Origin of the sequence: Brevibacterium pityocampae (assembly GCF_039541555.1) — a bacterium.
GTDB lineage: Bacteria > Actinomycetota > Actinomycetes > Actinomycetales > Brevibacteriaceae > Brevibacterium > Brevibacterium pityocampae.
The window spans coordinates 1-23489 of the sequence record NZ_BAABGL010000001.1; the positions used below are offsets into that span (position 1 = coordinate 1).

The 23489-nt window shown below is 73.3% G+C and carries 17 protein-coding genes, 1 tRNA gene and 2 pseudogenes; 7 read left to right on the forward strand and 13 right to left on the reverse strand.

Annotated features, from left to right (window positions below; genetic code table 11):
* Positions 1 to 496: 496 nt before the first annotated feature.
* The 5 genes from ABD883_RS00005 to ABD883_RS00025 all read right to left on the reverse strand — a co-directional run bounded on the left by ABD883_RS00005 (position 497) and on the right by ABD883_RS00025 (position 6448).
* A complete protein-coding gene (locus tag ABD883_RS00005; protein WP_345028890.1) occupies positions 497 to 1666 on the reverse strand; it encodes a CPBP family intramembrane glutamic endopeptidase in 1170 nt (389 codons plus the stop codon).
* Positions 1667 to 1709: 43 nt separating this feature from the next.
* A complete protein-coding gene (tyrS, locus tag ABD883_RS00010; protein WP_345028892.1) occupies positions 1710 to 2996 on the reverse strand; it encodes a tyrosine--tRNA ligase in 1287 nt (428 codons plus the stop codon).
* 78 nt (positions 2997 to 3074) lie between these two features.
* A complete protein-coding gene (selB, locus tag ABD883_RS00015) occupies positions 3075 to 4898 on the reverse strand; it encodes a selenocysteine-specific translation elongation factor (RefSeq protein ID WP_345028894.1) in 1824 nt (607 codons plus the stop codon).
* Complete coding sequence (gene selA, locus ABD883_RS00020) at positions 4895 to 6304, reverse strand: L-seryl-tRNA(Sec) selenium transferase (protein WP_345028895.1); 1410 nt, start codon at positions 6302 to 6304, stop codon at positions 4895 to 4897. Before selA ends, selB begins: the two co-directional genes overlap by 4 nt.
* 49 nt (positions 6305 to 6353) lie before the next feature.
* Positions 6354 to 6448 (reverse strand) — tRNA-Sec (locus ABD883_RS00025).
* Positions 6449 to 6633: 185 nt separating this feature from the next.
* On the opposite strand from ABD883_RS00025, the gene selD reads away from it, so the two are divergent.
* Complete coding sequence (gene selD, locus ABD883_RS00030; RefSeq protein WP_137320031.1) at positions 6634 to 7710, forward strand: selenide, water dikinase SelD; 1077 nt, start codon at positions 6634 to 6636, stop codon at positions 7708 to 7710.
* Between the two features lie 73 nt (positions 7711 to 7783).
* On the opposite strand, the gene nrfD is transcribed toward selD, so the two are convergent.
* The 3 genes and pseudogenes from nrfD to fdnG all read right to left on the reverse strand — a co-directional run.
* Positions 7784 to 8899, reverse strand: a complete 1116-nt coding sequence (gene nrfD / locus ABD883_RS00035; RefSeq protein WP_345028899.1) for an NrfD/PsrC family molybdoenzyme membrane anchor subunit — start codon at positions 8897 to 8899, stop codon at positions 7784 to 7786.
* A complete protein-coding gene (locus ABD883_RS00040; protein WP_137320033.1) occupies positions 8896 to 10050 on the reverse strand; it encodes a 4Fe-4S dicluster domain-containing protein in 1155 nt (384 codons plus the stop codon). The genes nrfD and ABD883_RS00040 overlap by 4 nt, the downstream gene beginning before the upstream one ends.
* Positions 10051 to 10307: 257 nt before the next feature.
* Positions 10308 to 13535 (reverse strand): annotated as a pseudogene (fdnG, locus tag ABD883_RS00045) (formate dehydrogenase-N subunit alpha); the annotation flags it as partial.
* Positions 13536 to 13811: 276 nt separating this feature from the next.
* Here fdnG and ABD883_RS13745 point away from each other — a divergent pair.
* Positions 13812 to 14144 (forward strand): annotated as a pseudogene (locus ABD883_RS13745) (MFS transporter); the annotation flags it as partial.
* Between the two features lie 4 nt (positions 14145 to 14148).
* A complete protein-coding gene (locus ABD883_RS00050) occupies positions 14149 to 15186 on the forward strand; it encodes an MFS transporter (RefSeq protein WP_425548401.1) in 1038 nt (345 codons plus the stop codon).
* 29 nt (positions 15187 to 15215) lie between these two features.
* On the opposite strand, the gene ABD883_RS00055 is transcribed toward ABD883_RS00050, so the two are convergent.
* Together ABD883_RS00055 and moaC are read right to left on the reverse strand one after the other, a co-directional pair.
* Complete coding sequence (locus tag ABD883_RS00055) at positions 15216 to 16148, reverse strand: formate dehydrogenase accessory sulfurtransferase FdhD (protein ID WP_137320036.1); 933 nt, start codon at positions 16146 to 16148, stop codon at positions 15216 to 15218.
* Positions 16145 to 16636, reverse strand: coding sequence for a cyclic pyranopterin monophosphate synthase MoaC (gene moaC / locus ABD883_RS00060; RefSeq protein ID WP_345028978.1), 492 nt, complete (start codon positions 16634 to 16636; stop codon positions 16145 to 16147). The genes ABD883_RS00055 and moaC overlap by 4 nt, the downstream gene beginning before the upstream one ends.
* A 451-nt stretch (positions 16637 to 17087) precedes the next feature.
* Here moaC and ABD883_RS00065 point away from each other — a divergent pair, with 451 nt between their 5' ends.
* The 4 genes from ABD883_RS00065 to ABD883_RS00080 all read left to right on the forward strand — a co-directional run bounded on the left by ABD883_RS00065 (position 17088) and on the right by ABD883_RS00080 (position 19906).
* Positions 17088 to 17483, forward strand: a complete 396-nt coding sequence (locus ABD883_RS00065) for a TOBE domain-containing protein (protein WP_137320038.1) — start codon at positions 17088 to 17090, stop codon at positions 17481 to 17483.
* A gap of 136 nt (positions 17484 to 17619) precedes the next feature.
* A complete protein-coding gene (gene modA / locus ABD883_RS00070) occupies positions 17620 to 18381 on the forward strand; it encodes a molybdate ABC transporter substrate-binding protein (protein WP_345028904.1) in 762 nt (253 codons plus the stop codon).
* Positions 18378 to 19172 (forward strand): ABC transporter permease, encoded by a 795-nt coding sequence (locus tag ABD883_RS00075; RefSeq protein WP_345028906.1) that lies wholly within the window; start codon positions 18378 to 18380, stop codon positions 19170 to 19172. Before modA ends, ABD883_RS00075 begins: the two co-directional genes overlap by 4 nt.
* Positions 19169 to 19906, forward strand: a complete 738-nt coding sequence (locus ABD883_RS00080) for an ATP-binding cassette domain-containing protein (RefSeq protein WP_345028908.1) — start codon at positions 19169 to 19171, stop codon at positions 19904 to 19906. The genes ABD883_RS00075 and ABD883_RS00080 overlap by 4 nt, the downstream gene beginning before the upstream one ends.
* 122 nt (positions 19907 to 20028) lie before the next feature.
* Here ABD883_RS00080 and argH read toward each other — a convergent pair whose 3' ends face one another.
* From argH to ABD883_RS00095, 3 genes are all read right to left on the reverse strand, one after another.
* Positions 20029 to 21447, reverse strand: a complete 1419-nt coding sequence (argH, locus tag ABD883_RS00085; RefSeq protein WP_345028910.1) for an argininosuccinate lyase — start codon at positions 21445 to 21447, stop codon at positions 20029 to 20031.
* A 199-nt stretch (positions 21448 to 21646) separates the two neighbouring features.
* Positions 21647 to 22861 (reverse strand): argininosuccinate synthase, encoded by a 1215-nt coding sequence (locus ABD883_RS00090; RefSeq protein ID WP_137320043.1) that lies wholly within the window; start codon positions 22859 to 22861, stop codon positions 21647 to 21649.
* Positions 22862 to 22954: 93 nt separating this feature from the next.
* Positions 22955 to 23488, reverse strand: a complete 534-nt coding sequence (locus ABD883_RS00095) for an arginine repressor (protein WP_137320044.1) — start codon at positions 23486 to 23488, stop codon at positions 22955 to 22957.
* Between the last annotated feature and the right edge of the window lies 1 nt (position 23489).

A 23489-nucleotide genomic window follows, 5' to 3' on the forward strand; every position in this document is an offset into this window, starting at 1 on the left:
GTCCTGAGCCAGGATCAAACTCTCCATAAGAAAAATACAATCCCAGCCAAAAGAAAAAGACAGAGAAAATGATTTCTCCACCATATTTTCAATCAACCAGTTACAACAAAAAAACTGGCATCACAAAAACAAACAAACACGCTATTGAGTTCTCAAAGAACAGACGCTGTCCGCAGTTCACCCAACGTTTCCGTTGTGTTCTCCGCAGCGCGGCCGAGTTCCTATTCTAGACCCGAGCCGACCTGCTGCGCAAGTCGTATCTGCTGTGACCTGAGCCACATTCCATCAGCCGGCGGATGTCCGCCGAGAGACTTCATCGGGTGCTGCTCTTCTGTCGTTCCAGTGGAAGCGGGGCGCTGTGATCGGTTCGTATCCGACCGATCCGGCCCGCTCGCTTCGGTGTTTCCGTCGAGCAACAGGTACTAACCTACTGACTCCCCGCGCCCCGCGCAACTCGAGATCCCGTGACCTCCGTCACGCACTGTTCAACCGGGGTTCATCCGTGTTCGTCGGCGCGCGTGATTCCGCCCAGGAGCGCGGCATCCGCCGCCCGGCGCTGCGCTCTCCGCGCGGCCCGGCGCGTCACGACGACCAGCCCGAGGGCGAGCGGCGCCATCACGATCCACCCGGCGAGCCCGAGCGGCCCGGCACGGATGACATCGAACTCCCCGGCCGCCGGCAGGAAGAGGAGCGGCAGCCCGGCCGCGGCGTTGAAGGCACCGTGGGCGAGCGCGGCCGGCCACACCGAACCGGAGACCCCGCGCAGCCAGCCGAGCCACACCCCGAGGAGCACGCAGGCGATGCACATGAGCCCGACGCCCCGGAGGTCGTAGAGCCCGAAGTTGTAGCCGAGCAGGAGGACCGGTGCGTGCCACGCTCCCCACAGCACTCCCCCGAGCACCAGCCCCGGCACGAGGCCGAGGCGCGCGGTGAGGGCGGGCTGCAGATACCCGCGCCAGCCGATCTCCTCGCCCGCGGCGGGCACCGTGTTGACGAACGATCCGAGTACCACCCCGACGAGCTGTGCCACGACGACAACGGTGAGGGGTTCACCCCGGGTGAGCGCTTCGAAGACCGAACCCGCGAGCTGCGGCCGGGCGTCGGACACGAGGAACGCCGTGACGAGCGCGGCACCGGCGATCGCCCAGGTGCCGAGCAGGGCGAGGGCGAGGACGCCGATGAGGCGCGCCGCACCACGTCGTGCCGGCGGGAAGCCGGGCTGGGTGCGGACGGTGCCGAGCCCGACTGCGACGAGGAGACGGCGCCACGGCATCCCGTCGACCCAGCGCCCGGCGACGAGGACGGCGATGCTCGGGGCGAACATCATGAGGCCGACGAGCATCTGGGGCAGGAGCATCGCGAGCACGGCTCCGGGATCGGTGTCGCCAGGGCCGCTCGGCGCGGCGGCCGCGGCACCCAGCGTGGTTCCGGGAGCCAGATCCACTGCAGTGATCCACAGCGGCAGGCACAGCAGCCAGGGCAGGGCGAGTGCGATGACGGCGAACACCGCGACCCCGCGCGGCGATCCGGACTCCGCCGGCGGTGCCGCGCGAACCGGGACCGGCGAACGGCTCGTCACCCCGGCGGGAGGACCCGAGCGCGGTGCCGGCGGACTGCCGGCAGGGGACAGCGGAGCACGCGGATCATCGGGCTGCGGCACCGTCATCGTCGGCCGCTCCGGCTCACCGCACTCGCCACCCGCACCGTCCTCATCCGATGACGCGGACCGCGCCGAGCCTCTTCTTGCCCCGGCGCAGCAGGACGACCCCGGCCTCCCCGGCGTCGAGGACGTCGGCGGTGGTGAGCACCTGGTCCTCGCCTGCGACCTTGACGTTGTTGACGTAGGCGCCGCCGTCCTTGGCCGCGCGCCGCGCCTCGCTCTTCGACTTGACGATCCCGGCGGCGGCGAAGGCGTCGACCACGGGGAACCCGGCGGACACCTCGGACGCGGGGACCTCCGCCGTCGGCAGCTCGCGGGTCGCGGCGTCGAGGGTGGCCGGTTGGAGCTCGGCCAGCGTGCCCGAGCCGAACAGCGCCTCGGCGGCGGCGAAGGCCTGCCGGGTCTGCTGCTCGCCGTGGACGAGCGTGGTCGCGTCCTCCGCGAGCACCCGCTGGGCGAGCCGCTTGTGGGGTGCCTCGGCGAAGTCCGCCGCGATCTGCTCGATCTCCGCCAGCGGTCGCAGGGAGAACACCTTGAGGTACTTGACGACGTCGCGGTCGTCGGCGTTGAGCCAGAACTGGGAGAAGGCGTAGGGGCTGGTGAGCTCCGGATCGAGCCAGACGGTGCCGGACTCGGTCTTGCCGAACTTCGTGCCGTCGGCCTTCGTCATGAGCGGCGTGGCGACCGCATGGGCGGAGACCCGCTCGACCCGGCGCACGAGGTCGGTGCCGGCAGTGAGGTTGCCCCACTGGTCGGATCCGCCGTGCTGGAGGACGACGCCGTGGCGGCGGTGCAGCTGGAGGAAGTCGTGCGCCTGGAGGATCTGGTAGGAGAACTCGGTGAAGGAGATCCCGTGCTCGCTGTTGAGGCGCGCGGACACGGTCTCCTTGGCGAGCATCCGGTTGACGGAGAAGTGCTTGCCGATGTCGCGGAGGAAGTCGATCGCGCTGAGATCGCCGGTCCAGTCGAGGTTGTTGACGACCTGCGCGGCGTGCGGCCCGTCGAAGTCGAGGAACCGCTCGATCTGGCTGCGGATGCGCTCCACCCAGCCCTCGACGACCTCGCGCTCGTTGAGGGTGCGCTCCCCCGACATCCGCGGGTCGCCGATGAGGCCGGTGGCACCGCCGACGAGGGCGAAGGGGTTGTGCCCGGCCTGCTGGAGGCGGCGGGCGAAGAGCAGCTGGACGAGGTTGCCCATGTGGAGGCTCGGCGCGGTCGGGTCGAAGCCGATGTAGAAGTTGAGCGGCCCGGCGTCGAGCGCCTGGGACAGCGCCTCCTCGTCGGTGGACAGCGCCACCAGATCGCGGGCCTTCAACTCACTGAGGATATCGGTCACGACTCGCCTTTCTCGGTTCTCGGATGCCGAGGTCATCCTACCCTCGCCCCGCCTGCGCGGGCTCAGCGGACGCGCTCCTCAGCGCACGACCTCGCGCCGGCCGGAGTCGACGCGCCGCGTCCAGCCCCGGGAGTCGAGGTGCTCGAGCAGCGGGATCGCGACGCGGCGGGTGGTGCCGAGCGCCTGCCGGGCCGTGCTCGCGGTGAAGGGCTGGTCGAGGCCGGCGAGCACGCGCATGGCCCGTGCCGGGGCGTCGGGCAGGAGCACCACCCCGTCGGGCAGCCGCAGCACCCGGCTGAGGCGCGCTGCGGCGGCGAGCTCCCGGGCACCGAGGCGCCAGCCGGTGAGGTCGTCGGCCTCCGGTGCCGCGAAGGGGTCCCGGCGCAGCCGCCGCTCGAGCGCGGCGATGCCGGCCTCCGCCGGGCCGAGGCCGTCCGCCTGTCCGGGGGCGCGCAGCCGCCCGACGTCCCGGGTCAGCCCGGCGCGGTCGGCGACGACGGCGAGCAGCCGCGGGTCGGGCAGAGCGAGGAGGTCCTGCGCGGCGCCGAGCGGCAGTCCCGCCGACAGCGGGTCCCGGGCGGAATCGGCGGCGACGGCACGCCCGAGCTCGGCGGCCCACCGCGCGAGCGCCTCGTCGGCGACGAACAGGTCACCGACCGCCCGCACCTCGGACGGCAGGGGGTCCGGCACGGTGATGCCGAGGCGCCGGACGTGCGCGTCGGCCATCGCGTCCCTGCGGCGGACCTCGGTGAGGAGGTCCCCGTCCGCGGTCATCCGGGCCAGGGCGGAGGCCCGCCGGGCGCCGGCGCCGCGCCGTCCGAGCTGCGGCGGATCGACGTCGAGGAGCTCCGCTCCGGCCAGCGGCGCCTCCGATCCCGGGTTGCGGAGCACCGCCCGGTCCCCGACCGCCAGCGGCAGGGCGTGCTCGAGGTGGAGCCGGCCGTGGCGGGCGTCGAAGGGCCGCAGGCGCGCCCGCACGGCGGCCGTGCCGAGGTGGACGGTGAGGTGCTCGGCGAGCCCGGTGAGGTCGACCGTCCCGGGGCCGGTCCCGGCACCGCTGCCGGTCGAAGTGCCGCGGACATCGACGACGTCGGTCTCCCACCATGCGTCCGGGGTGAGGAGAGCGTCGCCCCGGTGCACCGACCCCGCCTGGGCACCGCGGAGGTTGACCGCGACGCGGGCGGTCGGCTCGGCCCGCTCGATCGGGGTGCTGCGGCTGTGGACCCCGCGCACGTCGACCGTCCCGGACAGGTCCCTCCCGCACAGCGCGAGGCGATCCCCGGCGGCCACGGAGCCGGCGGTGAGCGTCCCGGTCACCACGGTGCCGGCCCCGCCGATGGTGAATGCGCGGTCGATCCACAGCCGGACCCGGTCCTCGGGCGATCCCTGCGGGGCCTCGGCGAGCACGGCGTCGAGGGCGGTGCGCAGCTCGTCGAGACCGGCGCCGGTGAGCGCGGAGACCCCGAGCGCCGGTGCGGAGGCGAGTCCGGTTCCGGCGAGCGCGCGGCGGGCCTGCGCGATGACGGCGGGCACCCGGTCCGGGGCGAGGTCGGCGCGAGTGACGAGAATGAGCCCGCGCTCGATCCCGAGGGCGGCGAGCGCATCGCGGTGGTCGCTCGACTGGGGCATCCAGCCCTCGTCGGCGGCGACGACGAAGCACACGATCGGAGCGGGGCCGAGGCCGGCGAGCATGTTCCCGAGGAAGCGCTCGTGACCGGGCACGTCGACGAAGGAGACCTCGCGGCCGGAGGGGAGGGTCGTCCAGGCGAAGCCGAGGTCGATGGTGAGGCCGCGGCGCTTCTCCTCGTCCCAGCGGTCGGGCTCGATCCCGGTGAGGGCGCGCACGAGCGCGGACTTGCCGTGGTCGACGTGGCCCGCGGTGGCAACGACGAAGGAGCTCATGCCGGCTCCCCCGCACCATCCGTTCCGGGAGCACCGTTCGTCCCGGGAGCCCCGAGACCCGCGAGCGCGGAGAGGGCCGCGGCGAGGACCCGGGCGTCGTCGGAATCGGGGATGCAACGGAGGTCGAGCAGGCAGCGCCCCTCGTGGACCCGGGGCAGCACGGCCGGGGTCCCGGTGCGCAGCGGGCCGGCAGCGGCCACCGGCAGCGCGACCGCCCACCCGGGCAGCGGCACCCCGGCACCGCCGCCTCCGCCCACCCGGCCGTCGTGGGCGACGACCTCGATCGCGGAGGACCCGATCTCACCGGGTCGGTCCCCGGCGGGGCCGTCGGGGAGGGTCTCGCGCAGGGCCGCGGCGAGCGCCTCGGCGCGGCGACGCAGTTCGGCAGGGTCGGCGTGGAGGGCGCGGGCGACGGGGGGTTCGCCACCGGTGAGGGTGGCCTCGAGCGCGGCGAGGGTGAGCTTGTCGGCGCGGACCGCGCGGGCGAGCGGGTGGCGGGCGAGGCGGGCGATGAGCTCGGCCCGGCCGAGGAGGAGCCCGGCCTGGGGGCCGCCGAGCAGCTTGTCGCCGCTCGCGATGACGAGGTCGGCGCCGGCGGCGAGCGCACCGGCGGCGTCGGGCTCCTCCGGCAGCACGGGGTCGGGGGCGAGGAGTCCGCTGCCGAGGTCGGCGACGAGCGGCACTCCGTGCTCCCGGCACAGGCCGCTGAGCTCGGTGATCGTGGCCTCGGCGGTGAACCCGGAGACGCGGAAGTTGCTCGGGTGGACCTTGAGGACGCAGCCGGTGACCGCGCCGAGCGCGGCGGCGTAGTCGGCCGGGTAGGTGCGGTTGGTGGTGCCGACCTCGTGGAGGCGGGCGCCGGTCGAGGCGATGAGGTCCGGCAGTCGGAAACCCGCTCCGATCTCGATGAGTTCCCCGCGGCCGACGACGACCTCGGCGCCGGCGGCGAGCGCGGTGGTGGCGAGGACGAGGGCGGCGGCACCGTTGTTGACGACGAGCGCATCCTCGGCCGCCGGGCAGGCGGCGAGCAGGGCGGCGCGCGCGGCCGCACCCCGGCCCGAGCGCGTGCCGGTGGCGAGGTCGAGCTCGACGTCGACGTAGCCGGCGGCCTGTGCGAGCGCCTGCCGGGCGGCATCGGACAGGGGTGCGCGGCCGAGGTTCGTGTGGACGACGACCCCGGTGGCGTTGAGCACGGGGCTGAGGGAGGAGGCGCGGCGCGCGGAGACGGCGGCGATGACCTCGGATTCGACTGCGGCCGGCGCGATCTCCCCGCGGCGGGCCCGGTCCTGGATCCCGCGCACGAGCCCGCGCACCACAGGCAGGCTCAGCGATTCTGCGGCGGCGCGGACGGCGGGCAGCGCGAGCAGGTGGTCGGTGCGCGGGATCCGACGGCGCGGGTCCTCCATCGCTCCCCCCTCCTCCGGCGGATGTGCGCGGCGGGCCGCGCGCGGATCGTGGCGGAGGCGGACGGGAATCGAACCCGCCAGACCGAGATGCTCGGTCTCACCGGTTTTGAAGACCGGGGGGCCCACCAGGACCCGGACGCCTCCGTGTGCAACCTATCACCGGCGCGGATCGCGGTTGCGGAACCGCCGAGCGGGTGCAGCGGAACCGCCGAGCGGGTGCAGCGGGCCCGAGCCGGGTGCAGCGGGCCCGAACGCGCGGCCACCCTGCGGGCGGCCGGTTCCTGCCGCAGGGGGTGGACGCCGCCGAGGTGCCGGGCGAGACTGGCACCATGACGCAGACATCATCATCCCCCGGCGATCGGAGCATCGGGACCTCGACGGACGCGCAGGCCGCCGGGGACGTCCCGGCGCCCGCCCCCGCGGTCGCACCCGGCATCCGGCTCACCGGCATGGCCCACGGCGGCGGCTGCGCGTGCAAGATCCCGCCGGGCGAGCTCGAGGACGCGATCGCCGCACTCGCCGGCCAGCGCTCCGAGAACGTCATCGTCGGCCTCGACGACGGCGACGACGCAGCCGCCGTGCGGGTGCGCGAGGACCTCGCGGTGCTCTCCACCGCGGACTTCTTCACCCCCGTCGTCGACGACGCCTACGACTGGGGGCGGATCGCCGCGGCGAATGCGCTCTCGGACATCTACGCGATGGGCGGTACCCCGGTCGTCGCGATCAACCTCGTCGGCTGGCCGCGCGACGTGCTGCCGATGGAGCTGCTGAGCCAGGTGCTCGCCGGCGGTCTGGCGGTCGGTCAGGAGGCCGGCGTGCCGGTGATCGGCGGGCACTCGGTGGGCGATCCGGAGCCCAAGTACGGGATGGCGGTGACCGGGACGGCCGATCCGGCGCGCCTGCTCCGCAACGACGCCGCGGCCCCGGGGCTCCCGCTCACGCTGACCAAGCCGATCGGCCTCGGCATCCTCAACAACCGCCACAAGGCCACCGGCGAGGTGTTCGACCAGGCGATCGCGACGATGACCGCACTCAACCGCGACGCCGCGCAGACCGCGCTCGGTTCCGGCGCCCGGGCAGCGACCGATGTCACCGGCTTCGGCCTGCTCGGCCACCTGTTCAAGATGGTCCGCGCCTCCGCAGTGGGTGCGGTCATCGATGCCGCCGCGGTGCCGGTGCTCGACGGGGCGCGGGAATCGCTGGCCGACGGGTTCGTGTCCGGCGGCACCCGCCGCAACCTCGACTGGGTACGCGACCACCTCGATCCCGGGCCCGGGATCGGTGAGGACGCGCTCCTGCTCCTTGCCGACGCGCAGACCTCCGGTGGGCTGCTCGTCGTCGGTGAGGTGCCGGGCTACCCGGTGATCGGTGAGACGACGGCAGGGCCGGGGATCAGCATCCGCTGAGCGACCGCCGGCGCCGAGGCGGTGTCCGGTCGGCACCGAGCCGCCCCGGACCCGCCGTGCCCGCCGGCACGGCTCACCCGGTCGTCGTGATCGAGTCGTGGGTGATGCCCGCGGCGCGACGCGCGGCGAGGCGGGCCTTCTGCGGCTCGATGACGTGGCGGGGGTCCCTGGTCGACTCGATGCCCGCCTCGAGCACCCCGAACCGGGTGAGCGCGGAGGCGGTGAGCAGGGCCAGACCCGCCGCACCCGCTGCCATCCGGTTCCCGCCGCCGACGATCGTGCCGATGCCCCCGGCGATCGCCAGCCGCTCGGCCCAGCGGAGCTTCGTGCCCGCAGCACCCGTGTGCAACGGTTCGGCCTCGGCCGGGTGCATGCGCCGCTGCATGAGCGCCATCGCCGCGAGGTCCCCGCCGACGCCGAGCACCGCGAGGACCCGGGCCGGCACGGTCTGGGAGGGGGCTGTGGTGAGCATCGCCATCCCGCCGGAGGCGAGGCTCGCCGAGCTCACGAACACGAAGGGCAGCTCCCGGCGCGCGGCGTTCCACGTCGGGTTCGCGGTGTCGGACAGGAGCACGGCGGTGTAGACGGCGAGCGGTGCGCCGAGCAGCCCGGCGCAGGCCCCGGCGGGACCGGCGGCCCCGCGGAGCAGGCCGCGCAGCGGGCCGAGCGGCAGGCGGGACCCGAGCAGGCGGTCGACCTCGGCGGCGGCCGCGACGCCGGCGGCGGAGCTGAAGGCGCCGAGCAGCCAGGAGCCGAGGCTCATCGGCGAGGTGATCTTCACGGTGCGCATCATGTGGAGGAAGCGCTCGGGCCGGCCGAGGTCGGAGATGAGGAACACCGCGCCGGCTCCCGCCGCACCGAGCGCGGTGAGCCGGGTGCTCCGACGCAGGGCGACGCGGCCGGTGAGCTGCGCGCCGAGCCCGAGCAGCGCGGAGCCGCCGGCGAGCCCGCCGAGGAACAGGTAGGCGGCGATCTCGTGCCCCCAGGGCGGCGGCTTGACGATCGGCCGGCCGTAGTAGGAGGTGAACTCGACGTCCTCGACGACCGGCATCTCCCGCGAGCCGTCGTTCGTCCCCGCTCCCGGGCGGCGGCGTCTGCGGGCGAACCCGTCCTGGGGGGCGCGGAGCACGGAGCGGCGCCGCCGGCGGGTCTCCGGCGGGCGGTAGCTGTCGAACTCGGAGAGCGTCATGAGCGTCCTGACAGGAAGGCGAGGGCGGTGGCGGCGATCATCCCGGCCGCGGCGATGCCGGCGGTCGCGAACATCTGCGGCAGGTCCTTCGTCGGCACGCGCGGGTCCGGCGGCAGGCCGTAGACCTCGGGCTCGTCGAGGAGGAGGAACACCGAGCCGGTGCCGCCCACCCCGTCGGCCGGGTTCGCGCCGTAGAGGCGCGCCTCGGTCATGCCCTGCGCGTGGAGGTTGCGCACCCGGTCCTCGGCGGAGTCGACCATGTCCGAGTGGTCGCCGAACTTGATCGAGGTCGTCGGGCAGGTCTTGGCGCACGCCGGGGTGAGGCCGTCGACGAGCCGGTCGTAGCACAGCGTGCACTTGTTCGCCGTGCCGGCATGCGGCACGTCCTGCTCGCGGCGGGCGCGGCCGTCGCGGTCGGTCTTCGGGCTCACGGTGCCGTCGTCGCGGCGCTCGATCACCCCGAACGGGCAGCCGGCCACGCAGGTGCCGCAGCCGTTGCAGATGTCGGCCTGGACGACGACCGTGCCGAACTCGGTGCGGAACAGGGCGCCGGTCGGGCACACGTCGAGGCAGCCGGCGTGCGTGCAGTGCTTGCACACATCGGAGGACATGAGCCAGCGGAACTCGGGGGTGTCCGGCGGGGCGGTGTCGACCCCGGCGGCTCCGGGGACTCCGGTCCCAGGGACTCCCATCCCGGCGCCCGGCCCGGTCGGATCGGCGGTCGACACCGTGCCGTCGGCGAGCCCACCGAGCACGTCGACCGGGGCCGAGGCGGCGGCAGCTCCCGGCCCGGCATCGGCACCCGGCGCGGCACCCGGGCCGGTGCGCGCCTCGGGCGGACCCACCTGCGGCATCCCGAGGGACACGAGCCGGCGGCCGGATTCGCGGGCCTGCTCGATCCGCTCCCGGTCCTGCTCGATGAAGGCGACGTGGCGCCAGGTGTTCGCGCCGAGCCCGCCGGTGTTGTCGTAGGAGGAGCCGAGGATCTCGAAGTCGCCGTCGGTCGGGTTGCGGTTCCACTCCTTGCACGCGACCTCGCAGGCCTTGCAGCCGATGCAGATCGAGGTGTCGGTGAAGAAGCCCTTGCGCGCGTGCTCCGGCGGCCAGTGCACCTCGGCGGCGGGATCGGTCCATACCGGTCGGGTGGTCATCGGTCCTCCTCGGGGCCTGCGCCCGCACCCGCGGGGCCGGGGCCGTCGTGGTCCGGGCCTCCGGCCTCGGGGGTGTCGGCATCGATCGTTTTGCCTGCGGCCGCCTCCGGTCCCGGCTCACCCGGCTCGCTCCCGCCGGCGGGGAAGCGGTCGACGGAGGCGGTGCCGCCGGGCTCGTGCTCCCCGGCGTCCTCCTCGGCGCGGAGTGCGTGCGATTCGCCGCTCTCCGCCGGGTCGCCCTTCTGCGGGGCGCCGGCGTCCACCGGGGTCTCGGTGCCGGCGGTGACGTCCGGGGCGGTGATGACGGTGCTGTCGGTGGCCGTCGTCACCCCGGCGCGCGCGAGGTACTCCTGGACGAGGGCCTCGCGCTGCGTGCCGCGCGGACGGCGGCCCGGGATGATGTCGCAGGAGCCGGTCTTCGAGTCCTGGATCTGCACGTTCGGGTCGAGGGTGATGCCGATGAGGTCGTTGGCGGAGTCCCCGGAGACCACGGCGTCGCCGCCGACGCCCCAGTGGTAGGGCAGGCCGATCTGGTGGACGGTGCGCCCGCCGATGGTGAGCGGGGTCATCCGGCGGGTGACGAGCACGCGCACCTCGATCGCCGCGCGCGGGGAGATCACCGTCGCCCAGCCGTAGGGGGTCAGCCCGCGCTCGGCGGCGAGCTCGGGCGAGACCTCGCAGAACATCTCCGGCTGGAGCTCGGACAGGTACGGCAGCCAGCGGCTCATGCCGCCGGCGGTGTGGTGCTCGGTGAGGCGGTAGGTGGTGAACACGCAGGGGTACACCTCGGCCCCGGGCGCCCCGGCGCTCGGGGCGAACATGTTGCCCGCGCGCGGGAACATGATCCGTGCGGGGCTCTGCTGCTGCGGGTAGACCGGGTTGGCGACCGGCGACTCCTGCGCCTCGTAGTGGGTGGGCAGCGGACCGTCGATCATGCCGGTGGGGGCGAACAGCCATGCCCGCCCGTCGGGCTGCATGATGAATGCGTCCGTGCCGCCGAGCGCGGCCGGGCCGGAGGCTCCCGCAGCGGACTCCGCGCGCGGGTCCCGGTCGACGGAGAAATCGGCGACGTCCGGGCCCTGCCAGCGGCCGGCCTCGGCGTCCCACCACATGAGCTTCTTGCGCTCGGACCAGGGGCGGCCCTCGGCGTCGGCCGACGCCCGGTTGTAGAGGATGCGGCGGTTCGCCGGCCACGCCCACGCCCATTCCGAGGCGATCTCGTCCTGGTCCTGTCCGGGCACCCGGCGGGCGGCCATGTTCTCCCCGCCGGCGTAGACCCCGGTGTAGATCCAGCAGCCGCCGGAGGTGGTCCCGTCGGCGCGCATCTCGGTGAAGGCGCTCAGCGGCTGCCCGGCCTGCTCCCCGCTCAGGTGGGAGCCGTTGATCTCCGCGAGGACGGATTCGGCGTCGGGCTCGCCGTGCTCGTCGGTCGGGTAGTCCCAGGTGAGGTCGAGCAGCGGCCGGTCCCGCGGGTCGGTGGAGCCGGCGAGCCGGGCACGGAGGCGGCGGCCGAGCTCGTGGAAGAACTGGAGCTCGCTCCGGCAGTCGCCGGGCGGGGTGACCGCCTGGTGGCGCCACTGCACCATGCGCTGGGTCTGGGTGAAGCTGCCGGACTTCTCCGTGTGGTTGGCCGCCGGCAGCACGAACACCTCGGTGTCGATGTCCTCGGTCCGCAGCTCCCCGGATTCGATCTCGGGCCCGTCCTTCCACCAGGTGGCGGACTCGATGAGGGAGAAGTCGCGGACGACGAGCCACTTGAGGTGGGACATCCCGAGGCGCTGCAGGCGGCCGTTGGCCGAGCCGACCGCCGGGTTCTGCCCGAGGATGAAGTAGCCCTCGACCTGGTCCTCGAGCATGCTCATCAGCGTCTGGTACGTGCCGTGCGGGCCGGTGAGCCGGGGCAGGTAGTCGTAGGCGTAGTCGTTCTCCGCCGTCGCCGCGTCGCCCCACCAGGCCTTGAGCAGGCTGACGAGGTAGGCGTCGGTGTTCGCCCAGAAGCTCTTCTGCTCCTTGGTGCCCACCGCGTCGAGGTAGTCGGTGAGGGTGTCGTGGGTGCCGGCCTTGGGCATCGGCAGGTACCCGGGCAGCAGGTTGAACAGGGTCGGGATGTCGGTCGAGCCCTGGATCGTGGCGTGCCCGCGCAGTACCATGATGCCGCTGCCGGGGCGGCCGACGTTGCCGAGCAGGAGCTGGAGGATCGCGGCGGTGCGGATGTACTGGGCGCCCTGGGTGTGCTGGGTCCAGCCGACCGCGTAGGCGAAGCACGTGGTGCGCTCGCGCCCGGAGTTCTCGGTGATCGCGTTCGCGAGGTAGGCGAAGTCCTCGCCGGAGATGCCGCAGGCGTCGGCGACGAGCTCCGGGGTGTAGCGCTGGAAGTGGCGCTTGAGGATCTGGAACACGCACCGCGGGTGCGTGAGCGTCGGGTCGACGGCGGCCGGGGCGCCGGGCGGCACCGGGCGACCGGAGCCGTCGGCGGAGGCGTACGACCAGGAGGCGAGGTCGTAGGCGCCGGTCTCCGGGTCGAAGCCGGAGAACAGTCCTCCGAGGTCCTCGGGCTCGCCGTACTCGTCGTTGATGATCGTCCCGGCATTGGTGAAGGCCCGGATGTACTCCTCGAAGTGGAGGCCCTTGCTCAGCACGTGGTTGATGAGCGCGCCGAGCAGCACGATGTCCGAGCCCGCCCGGATCGGGACGTGCTTGTCCGCGACCGCGGTGGTGCGGGTGAAGCGGGGGTCGACGTGGATGACCTTCGCGCCGCGCGCCTTGGCCTCAGCGACCCACTGGAACCCGACGGGATGGCATTCGGCCATGTTCGAGCCCTGGATGACGATGCAGTCGGCGTTGGCCATGTCCTGCAGGGACTGCGTGGCGCCCCCTCGTCCGAACGAGGCTCCCAGACTGGGAACCGTGGCGGAGTGTCAAATGCGGGCCTGGTTCTCGATCTGGATCGCTCCCGCCGCGGTGAAGAGCTTCTTGATGAGGTAGTTCTCCTCGTTGTCGAGCGTCGCCCCGCCGAGCGAGGCGATGCCCATGGTGCGGCGCAGCGGGCGGCCGTCGGCGTCACGGTCCTCCCAGTGCCGACGGCGCGATTCGAGGAAGCGCTCGGCGATCATGTCCATCGCGGTCTCGAGGTCGAGGGACTGCCACTCGGTGCCCTTCGGGGCGCGGTAGAGGACGCGGGTGAGGCGGCCGGACTGGTTGACGAGCTGCTCGCTCGCCGCGCCCTTGGGGCACAGGCGGCCGCGGGACACGGGCGAATCGGGGTCACCCTCGATCTGGATGACCCTGTTGTCCTTGGCGTAGACGAGCTGACCGCAGCCCACTGCGCAATACGGGCACACGCTCTGCGCGACGGTGTCCGCCTCCTCCGTGCGCGAGGTGATCGCCCGGGTGCGCTCGGACGTCACGGACCGGCCCCGGCCGGTGACGTCGCCGGACCGGAACTGCCGGATGACCGGCCACCCCAGGAAGCTCGAGCGCGACATGCGGCCACTGTAACATGGGTCACATTTCCCGGGCGTCCCCCGACGACGCGGGGACCCGGCCTCGACCCGGATACGAGATCGACGGCGATCTCGGGGAAGGACACTCCCGTGGACTCATCGCGCACGTCCACCGCACCCGCACACCGCTCCCGCTTCGGCAAGGACGCGATCGTCGCGTCCCCGGAGTTCAACCGCTGGCTCGTCCCGGCGGCGGCGCTCGCGATCCACCTGTGCAACGGCCAGGTCTACGCCTTCAGCGTCTTCAAGCTCCCGCTCATGGCGCACTACGAGGTCGGCGAGGTGGCCGTCGGCTGGATCTTCTCGCTGGCGATCGCCGTCCTCGGCCTGTCCGCGGCCTTCGGCGGCACCTGGGTGGAGAAGTCCGGGCCGCGCGCCTCGATGCTGCTCGCCGGCGCCTGCTGGGTGCTCGGGTTCTTCGTCTCGGTGCTCGGGATCAGCGCCGGGCAGCTGTGGCTCGTCTACGTCGGCTACGGACTGATCGGCGGCATCGGCCTGGGCATCGGGTACATCTCCCCGGTGTCGACGCTGATGAAGTGGTTCCCCGACCGGCCGGGCCTGGCCACCGGGCTGGCGATCATGGGGTTCGGCGGTGGTGCGCTCATCGCGAGCCCGCTGTCGAACGCCCTCATGTCCTTCTACGGGGGGCGGCTCCGAGCCGGAGGACCTCGTCGCCGGCCTGGTCCCGACCTTCGTCACCCTCGCGGTGATCTACGCCGTGCTCATCACCGCCGGCGCGTTCGTCGTGCGCGTCCCGCACCCGGACTGGCGCCCGCGCGGCTGGGATCCGGCCGAGTCGACTGCGAGGCCGATGCAGACCGACCAGCACGTCGCGGTCGGTCGGGCGATGCGCACACCGCAGTTCTGGCTCCTGTGGATCGTCCTGTTCACCAACGTCACCGCCGGGATCGGCATCCTCGAGAACGCCGCGCCGATGATCCAGGACTACTTCCCCGAGATCACCGCGGCTGCGGCCGCCGGCTTCGTCGGCATGCTGTCGCTGACGAACATGGCCGGACGGTTCGTGTGGTCGAGCGTGTCGGACTACGTGGGCCGGAAGAACATCTACACGCTCTACCTCGGCCTGGGCCTGCTCCTCTACCTGCTCATCGCGCTCGCCGGCGGGTCGATCGTCGTGTTCGTCCTCGCCACGCTCGTCATCCTGTCGTTCTACGGCGGCGGCTTCGCGACGATCCCGGCGTATCTGCGCGACCTGTTCGGGGTCATGCAGGTCGGGGCGATCCACGGTCGGCTCCTCACCGCGTGGGCGGCCGCCGGGATCGCCGGCCCGCTCATCGTCAACACCGTCATCGAATCGCAGGCCGCAGCCGGGCAGGAGGGCCCGGGGCTCTACACCGTGTCGCTGTTCATCATGGTCGGCGTGCTCGGCCTCGGCTTCCTCGCCAACCTGTTCGTCCGCCCGGTGGCGGAGAAGCACCATGCGAGTCCCGAGGAGGTCGAGCGGCTCACCGGCTCCGGTGCCGCCCGGTCGAGCGCGCGGGCGGGGTCGGGTCACGGCTCCGGTCCGGTCCACCGGGTGGTGGCGCTCGCGCTCGCCGACGTCGTCGTCCTCGGCCTGGCCTACGGTCTGTTCCAGACGCTCACCCGCGCGGTGCAGCTGTTCACCGGGTGAGCCGGCTGCTCACCCGGTGGGCCAGATGATCACCGAGGTGGCGCCGCCGGGCCGATCCGCTCGGTGCAGCTGTAGGCGTTGAACGTCCGGCCCCGGTTGAAGCCGACGACCGTGAGACCGGTGTCGCGGGCGAGGTCGACGGCGAGCGCCGAGGGCGCGCTCACTGCGGACAGCACGGGGATCCCTGCCATCGCGGCCTTCTGCACGAGCTCGAAGGAGGCGCGGCCGGACACCTGGAGGATGGTCCGGTGCAGCGGCAGCAGGTCGGCGGCGAGCGCCCAGCCGATGACCTTGTCCACCGCGTTGTGGCGGCCGACGTCCTCGCGCACGACGAGGAGCTCGGGCTCGGCCGGGCCCGCCGGGCAGGTGCCCGCCGCGGTGGTCCTCCCAGCAGCGGGGTCCTCCGCTGGACGGCCGTCCCCCGGCACCCGGAACAGGGCGGCGGCGTGGACGCCGCCGGTGGCGTCGAACACCGACTGCTCGGCCCCGAGCCGCTCGGGCAGGCGCAGGAGCGCGGCCGGGTCGATGAGCGGACGGCCGGGCGCAGGCGGTTCGACGGGGTGGGCGGACTGCTTCTCCACCGCTTCGATCGAGGCGGTGCCGCAGATCCCGCACGCCGAGGAGGTGTAGACCTGGCGGCGGGTGGGCGGGCGCCGTTCGTGCACCCCGGGGTCGAGCCGGACCCGGGCGACGTTGTAGTTCCGGCTGCCGTCGGGGCCGAGCCCGGAGGCGAAGTCGATCTCGCGGACGTCGGCGCGCCGGGTGATGATCGCCTCGGCGAGCAGGAGCCCGTGGACGAGCTCGACGTCGTGCCCGGGGGTGCGCATGGCGACGGTGAACTCCTCGCCGTCGAGGCGGATCTCGAGGGGCTCCTCGCCGGCGAGCCTGTCCGCCCGGGCGGACACCTCGCCGGTGGCGTCGAAGCGGTGCACCCGGGTGCGCACGGTCACCCGCGCGCTCATCGGCGCACCCACTCCCCCGAGGCGCCGCCGGATTTCGCGAGCACGCGGACCCTGGTGATCTCCGCGGCGCGGTCGAGCGCCTTGATCATGTCGTAGACGGTGAGAGCGGCGACCGAGGCCGCGGTGAGCGCCTCCATCTCCACCCCGGTGACCCCGGTGGTGCGGACGCTCGCGGTGATCCGGACGCCCGCGGTGTGCGCCTCTGCGCCGGGTTCGCAGGCGGCGTGCTTCCCGGCGGCGTCCGCGGCGGACCCCGGCAGCGGCTCGAAGTCGACGGTGACACCGCTGATCGGCAGCGGATGGCACAGCGGGACGAGCTCGGGAGTGCGCTTCGCAGCCATGATGCCGGCGACCCGGGCGACGGCGAGCGCGTCTCCCTTGGGCAGCCCGCCCTCGACGATCTGGGCGACGACCTCGGGCCGGGTGAGGAGGATCGCCTCCGCGGTGGCCTCCCGCTTGGTCACCGCCTTGTCCCCGACGTCGACCATGTGCGCCGAGCCGTCGGCGCGGACATGGGTGAGCCGGCCGGCGGTGCGGGCGTCGGTGTGGCCGCCCGGGACCTGACCGGCGGCGGCATCGGGGCCCTGGCCGGGGCAGTCCGGCTCGGTGCTGTGGGGCCGGGTGGGGTCGGGGCGCATCGTGCCTCCTCGCTCCTCGGGGACGGCCGCCGGCGGTGCGGCGGCGGGTCGATCCACTGTATCCCGCCGCTCGGGTGCGGGTCCGGGTTCGGGTGTGTGAGCAGGTTCGGGTGCACGAGCGGGTGCAGTGCCGGGTTCGACTGCGGGAGCAGGAGCGGGAGCAGCGGGAGATCCGATCCGCAGGCAGCAGCTCGCGGCTACCCTGGGAGGTGCCCCGGCCGTCCGGTCGGCGGCTCCGGGAGCAGAGCCCCGGGCACAGCGGCACGGGCACAGCGACCCGAACAGAGAGCAGGTGGATGCGGTGGCACTGCTGCGCGTCTCCCAGGCGGCGACGTTCCTCGGCGTGAGCGATGACACGGTGCGCCGCTGGATCACGGCCGGCCGGCTCACCGCACGGACCGACGAGACCGGACGGGCCGTCGTGTCCGGCACCGAGCTCGCCGAGCTCGCCCGCGCCGAGGCGGTGCTCCCGCCGCAGCCCGAGTCCTACGGCTCCTCGGCCCGGAACCGATTCGTCGGCCTCGTCACCCGGGTCGTCGTCGACGGCGTCATGGCCCAGGTCGACATCCAGGCCGGCCCGCACCGCGTGGTCTCGCTCATGTCGCGCGAATCCGTCGAGGAGCTCGGCCTCGAGCCCGGGGACGTCGCCACCGCCAGCGTCAAGGCCACGCAGGTCGTCGTCGAGGTGCCCCGCTGAGCAGAGACTCGCGCCTGAACGGATCCGCAGATGCGGACTTCTTGCTCGATTCGATCCGCAGATGATGATCTTCCCCGTATGATGCGGTCATGGCCGCGGCGCCGGAACCGCGGCACGGACCCGGGGAGCTGAGGACATGGCGCGACATGCAGCGGGCGCACTCCTCGCTCTCCTCCTGCTCGCCGGGTGCGCCACCGGCGCACCGTCCGGATCCGCAGGGTCCGCCGGCCCGCTCACCGTGGTCGCCGCCGCCTCGCTCACCGAACCCTTCACCCGGATCGCCGAGGACTTCGAGGCCGATCGCCCGCGGTCCGCGGTCGAGCTGAGCTTCGCCGGTTCGGCCGACATCGTCGCGCAGCTGGGCCAGGGCGCACCCGCCGATGTCGTCGCGACCGCCGACGAGCCGACGATGGACCAGCTGGTCGCCGAGGAGCTGCTCGCTGCGGATCCGGAGATCTTCGCGAGGAACACGCTGACGATCGTCACCGCCCCGGGCAACCCGCACGGCATCTCCGGCCTGTCCGACCTCGCCCGCGAGGAGCTCGCCCTCGTCGTCTGCGCACCCCAGGTGCCGTGCGGCGCAGCGACGCGGACCGTGCTCGATGCCGCCGGCGCCTCCGTGTCCCCGGTGAGCGAGGAGACCGCGGTGACCGGTGTGCTCACCGCCGTGCGGACGGGCCAGGCCGATGCCGGGCTCGTCTACGTCACCGATGCGCTGAGCGCCGCCGGCGAGGTCGAGGCCGTCGCGTTCCCGGAGAGCACCGAGGCCGTCAACCGGTACCCGATCGCCGTCACCGCTGGGTCGGCCGGGTCCGAGGCGGCCCGCGCCTTCGTCGAGCACGTGACCTCCCCGGCCGGCAGCGCGGTGCTCACCGCAGCGGGGTTCGGCGCCCCATGACCCCGGTGACGCGCAGCGGGATCCGGCTGCCGGCCTGGCTCGCCGTCCCGGCGGTGCTCGGCGCCGGGCTCGTCGGGCTGCCGCTCATCGGTCTCCTCTCCCGCGTCGACCTCGGCGGCCTCGCCGCGCTCCTCGGCTCCCCCGCCTCCCGCGAGGCGCTGCGGCTGTCGCTGCTGACCTCGCTCGCTGCGACCGTGCTGTGCGTGCTCCTCGGGGTGCCGCTCGCACTCGTCCTCGCCCGTGCCGCGTTCCCCGGGCGGCGGATCGTGCGCACCGTCGTCCTCCTGCCGATCGTCCTCCCGCCGGTGGTCGGCGGCATCGCGCTGCTCTCGACGTTCGGGCGGATGGGGCTGCTCGGCGCCGCGCTCGAGGCCGGAGGCATGCGGATCGCCTACACCTGGGTCGCGGTCGTGCTCGCACAGACCTTCGTGTCGCTGCCGTTCATGGTGCTCACGCTCGAGGGCGCGCTGCGCTCGCACGACTCCCGGTACGAGGAGGTCGCCGCCGGGCTCGGTGCCTCGCCGGGGTACACGCTGCGCCGGGTGACGCTGCCGCTGCTGACCCCGGCGCTCGTGTCCGGCACGGTCCTGTGCTGGGCCCGGGCGCTCGGCGAGTTCGGGGCGACGATCACCTTCGCCGGCTCCCTCCAGGGCAGCACGCGCACCGTGCCGCTCGAGGTGTACCTGCTGCGGGAGACGGATCCGGACGGTGCGGTCGCGCTCTCCCTCGTCCTCGTGCTCGTCGCCGCCGTCGTCGTCGGGCTGCTGTACCGGCCGGGGCGGCAGGCATGACGCGGGCGGAGTGCCGGGCGGCGGCTCCCGCGCTCGAGCTCGCGTTCTCGGTGCCCGAGCGCGGGCTCGACATCGCGTTCTCGGTGCCGGCCGGGTCGACCACGGCGCTCATCGGCGGCAACGGCGCCGGCAAGTCGAGCACCTTCGCCGTGCTGTCCGGGCTGCTCCGCCCGGCGCGCTCGCGCGTGGTGCTCGGCGGCACGACGCTCAGCGATTCCGCCGCCCGGCGCTGGCGTGCGCCGCACGCGCGCGGGGTCGTCCAGCTCATGCAGCACCCGCTGCTCTTCCCGACGATGTCCGTGGCCGACAACGCGGCCTTCGGCCTGCAGGCGGCGGGCACCCCGGCGGCTGCGTCCCGGGCTGCGGCCCGGGACATGCTCGCGCGGGTGGGAGCCGGAGAGCTCGCCGAGCGGCGGCCGGGCCGGCTGTCCGGCGGGCAGGCGCAGCGGGTCGCGATCGCCCGCGCCCTCGTCACCGATCCCGCGCTGCTCCTCCTCGACGAGCCGTTCGCCCAGCTGGACGGCGGATCCGCGGCGGAGATCAGCGGGCTGTGCGCACAGCTGCTCATCGGGCGCACCGCGCTCCTCATCACCCATGACCCGGTCGAGGCGCACGCGCTGACCGACCGGGCCGTCGTCCTCGACGCGGGCCGGGTGGTGCAGACGGGCACCTGGGAGGACATCGCACGGGACCCGGCGACCCCAGTGGCGCACCGGTTCGTCGCGGGTCGCTAGGGGCGGGCGCCTCGGGCACCGCATGGCGGCACCGCATGGCCTCGGGCACGGCATGGCCTCGGCACGGCATGAGAACGGCGCGCCGACCACGGGGTCGACGCGCCGTTCCTGCAGGGCCCGGGTCAGCGGGTCGTGGAGTCGGCGAAAGCGCGCAGCCGTGCCGATTCCGCCTGCGCGCGCTCGAGCTGTTCGGCGACCGCGCTGCGGGCGGTGCCGCCCTTGGAGCTGCGGGAGTCGATCGAGCCGTGGGTGGTGAGAACCTCGCGCATGGCCGGCGTGAGGTGCTCGGAGATGCCGGCGTAGTCCTCGTCGCTGAGGTCCCAGAGCTCGACGTCGCGGGACTCGGCGAGCTTGACCGCGGCACCGGAGAGCTCGTGGGCGACCCGGAACGGCACCCCCTGGCGGACGAGCCACTCGGCGATGTCGGTGGCGAGCGCGAAGCCGCGCGGCGCCAGGTGCTCCATCTTCTCCGTGTTGAAGGTCAGCGTGGCGACCATCCCGGTGAAAGCCGGCAGGAGGAGGTTGAGGGTGTCGGCGGCATCGAACACCGGCTCCTTGTCCTCCTGCAGATCCCGGTTGTAGGCGAGCGGCATCGCCTTGAGGGTCGCGAGCAGCCCGGTGAGGTCGCCGATGAGGCGGCCGGACTTGCCGCGGGTGAGCTCGGCGACGTCGGGGTTCTTCTTCTGCGGCATGATCGACGAGCCGGTGGAGAACGCGTCGTCGAGGGCGACGAAGGAGAACTCCTTCGTCGCCCACAGGATGATCTCCTCGCTCAGGCGCGACAGGTCGATGCCGATCATCGCGGAGACGAAGGCGAACTCGGCGAACACGTCGCGCGAGGCGGTGCCGTCGATCGAGTTCTCCACCGAGTCGGCGAAGCCGAGCTCCGCGGCGACGGCCTGCGGGTCGAGGCCGAGCGAGGACCCGGCGAGCGCGCCGGAGCCGTACGGGGAGACCGCGGCGCGGCGGTCGAAGTCGACGAACCGCTCGACGTCGCGCAGGAGCGGCCAGGCATGGGCGAGCAGGTGGTGGGCGAGCAGCACCGGCTGGGCGTGCTGGAGGTGGGTGCGCCCGGGCATGGGCACCTCGCGGTGGGCCTCGGCCTGCGCGATGAGGGCGTCGACGGTGTCGAGGACCGCGCCGGCGATGAGCCGGGCGTTGTCGCGCAGGTACATCCGCCCGAGGGTGGCGATCTGGTCGTTGCGGGAGCGCCCGGCGCGGAGCTTGCCGCCGAGCTCGGGCCCGGCGATCTCGAGGAGGCCCCGCTCGAGCGCGGAGTGGACGTCCTCGTCCGATTCGGCGGCGGTGAACTCGTGGGCGAGGACCTTCTCCTCGAGGGTGTCGAGGGCGGCGATCATGCCGTCGAGCTCGGCGTCGTCGAGCAGGCCGACCCGGTGGAGCACGCGGGCGTGGGCGCGCGATCCGGCGATGTCGTAGGCGGCGAGTCGCCAGTCGAAGTCGGTGGACTTGCTCAGGGCGGCGAGCGCCTCGGCGGGGCCGTCGGCGAAACGGCCGCCCCACAGGCTGATGCGTTCGGACACGAGGTTCCCTTGCTGTCGGAGTGCGGGCAGATGGTCGGAGTGCGGGCAGGTTCCAGGGCACGGGCGGTGCCCCGCAGGGCGCGGCCGGTGGTCCGGTGCCCCGCAGGGCGCGGCCGGTGGTGCGGTGCCGCGCCCTACGGGCGAGAGTGCGATTTCCGGCGGTTCCGCTCTCAGGAACCTTCGGAAATTGCACTTCGGGTCAGAGGCGGACGCCCTTGTCGAAGCGGTGGTCGCGTGCAGCGGCCTGCTTCGAGGACAGCCCGTAGATGTCGATGAAGCCGCGGGCCGAGGACTGGTCGAAGCTGTCGCCCTCGTCGTAGGTCGCGAGGTTGAAGTCGTAGAGCGAGGTCTCCGAGCGGCGACCGGTCACGGTGGCGCGCCCGCCGTGGAGCTCCATCCGGATGTCGCCGGACACATACTCCTGCGTCTGGTCGATGAACGCGTCGAGGGAGCCCTTGAGCGGCGAGAACCACTGGCCGTCGTAGACGACCTCGGTCCAGCGCTGGTCGACGAGCTTCTTGAACCGGGCCTGCTCGCGCTCGAGGGTGATGTTCTCGAGCTCGCGGTGCGCGGCGATGAGCGTCATCGCGCCCGGCGCCTCGTAGACCTCGCGGCTCTTGATGCCCACGAGCCGGTCCTCGACGATGTCGATCCGGCCGATCCCCTGGGCGCCGGCGCGCTGGTTGAGCTGCTCGATCGCCTCGAGCGGGGTGACGACCTGGCCGTCGATCTTCACCGGGATGCCCTTCTCGAAGGTGATGGTGACCTCGTCGACCGGCGGCGGGAAGGCCGGGTCGTCGGTGTAGTCGTAGACGTCCTTCGTCGGGCCGTTCCAGATGTCCTCGAGGAAGCCGGTCTCCACCGCGCGACCCCACACGTTCTGGTCGATGGAGAACGGGTTGTTCTTCGTCGTGACGATCGGCAGGTTGTTCCGCTCGGCGTACTCGATGGCCTTCTCACGGGTGAGCGCGAGGTCGCGGACGGGGGCGATGCAGGTCATGTCCGGGGCGAGCGAGGTGATGCCGACCTCGAAGCGCACCTGGTCGTTGCCCTTGCCGGTGCAGCCGTGGGCCACGGTGGTGGCGCCGAACTTCCGGGCGGCGGTGACGAGGTGCTTGACGATCACCGGGCGGGACAGCGCGGAGACGTTGGGGTAGGCGTCCATGTACAGCGTGTTGGCCTTGAGGCCGGGCATGCAGTACTCCTCGGCGAACTCGTCGCGGGCGTCGGCGACATAGGCCTCGACGGCCCCGCAGTCGATTGCGCGCTGGCGGATCGTCTCGAGGTCCTCGCCGCCCTGACCGACGTCGACGGCCATCGCCACGACCTCGGCGCCGGTGGCCTCCTGGATCCAGCCGATCGCGACCGAGGTGTCGAGTCCGCCGGAGTAGGCGAGCACGATGCGTTCTGTCATGGGGTTCTCCTTGTTCGTTCGTGGTGGGTCTGATGTCTGGGTGTCGGCGCCCGTGCCGTGGGCCGGACCGCCGGAGCCGGTCCGGCGGCCGGATCAGGGGCCGTCGGCGGCGAGCGTGAGGAGGAGCTCGGCGAGCTGCTCCCCCCGGCGGCCGTCGCCGGCGATGACGAGCACCGTGTCGTCTCCTGCGATGGTACCGAGGACGCCGGGGATCACGGAGCGGTCGAGCGCGGAGGCGAGGTACTGCGCCGCGCCGGGAGGGGTGCGCAGCACGACGAGGTTCTCCGAGCTGGTGACGGTGACGAGCAGCTCCTCGAGGAGGCGCTGGAGCTTCGCATCGAGCACCTCGCCCTCGCCTGCGCGCTGCAGGCTGCGGTCGCCGCCCTCGCCGGGCACCGCGTAGGCCGATCCGGTGCTCGTACGGACCTTGACCGCGCCGAGCTCGGCCATGTCCCGCGACAGCGTCGCCTGCGTGACGCTCACCCCGCGCGCGGCGAGCAGCTGCATGAGCTGGGTCTGCGAGGTGATCGACTCGCGGCGGATGATGTCGACGATGAGCTGCTGGCGGGCGGTCTTCGTCGCCGGGGACACGGCGTGGCCCTCGTCGAACTGTGCGGCGGCGGCCATC

What these genes read in the sequence shown, in the direction of transcription:
- ABD883_RS00005 (WP_345028890.1), bottom strand. Translation starts at nt 1,666, where the DNA reads ATGACGGTGCCGCAGCCCGATGATCCGCGTGCTCCGCTGTCCCCTGCC.
- selB (WP_345028894.1), bottom strand. Translation starts at nt 4,898, where the DNA reads ATGAGCTCCTTCGTCGTTGCCACCGCGGGCCACGTCGACCACGGCAAG.
- selA (WP_345028895.1), bottom strand. Translation starts at nt 6,304, where the DNA reads ATGGAGGACCCGCGCCGTCGGATCCCGCGCACCGACCACCTGCTCGCG.
- selD (WP_137320031.1), top strand. Translation starts at nt 6,634, where the DNA reads ATGACGCAGACATCATCATCCCCCGGCGATCGGAGCATCGGGACCTCG.
- nrfD (WP_345028899.1), bottom strand. Translation starts at nt 8,899, where the DNA reads ATGACGCTCTCCGAGTTCGACAGCTACCGCCCGCCGGAGACCCGCCGG.
- ABD883_RS00040 (WP_137320033.1), bottom strand. Translation starts at nt 10,050, where the DNA reads ATGACCACCCGACCGGTATGGACCGATCCCGCCGCCGAGGTGCACTGG.
- ABD883_RS00055 (WP_137320036.1), bottom strand. Translation starts at nt 16,148, where the DNA reads ATGAGCGCGCGGGTGACCGTGCGCACCCGGGTGCACCGCTTCGACGCC.
- moaC (WP_345028978.1), bottom strand. Translation starts at nt 16,636, where the DNA reads ATGGTCGACGTCGGGGACAAGGCGGTGACCAAGCGGGAGGCCACCGCG.
- modA (WP_345028904.1), top strand. Translation starts at nt 17,620, where the DNA reads ATGGCGCGACATGCAGCGGGCGCACTCCTCGCTCTCCTCCTGCTCGCC.
- ABD883_RS00075 (WP_345028906.1), top strand. Translation starts at nt 18,378, where the DNA reads ATGACCCCGGTGACGCGCAGCGGGATCCGGCTGCCGGCCTGGCTCGCC.
- ABD883_RS00080 (WP_345028908.1), top strand. Translation starts at nt 19,169, where the DNA reads ATGACGCGGGCGGAGTGCCGGGCGGCGGCTCCCGCGCTCGAGCTCGCG.
- ABD883_RS00090 (WP_137320043.1), bottom strand. Translation starts at nt 22,861, where the DNA reads ATGACAGAACGCATCGTGCTCGCCTACTCCGGCGGACTCGACACCTCG.
- ABD883_RS00095 (WP_137320044.1), bottom strand. Translation starts at nt 23,488, where the DNA reads ATGGCCGCCGCCGCACAGTTCGACGAGGGCCACGCCGTGTCCCCGGCG.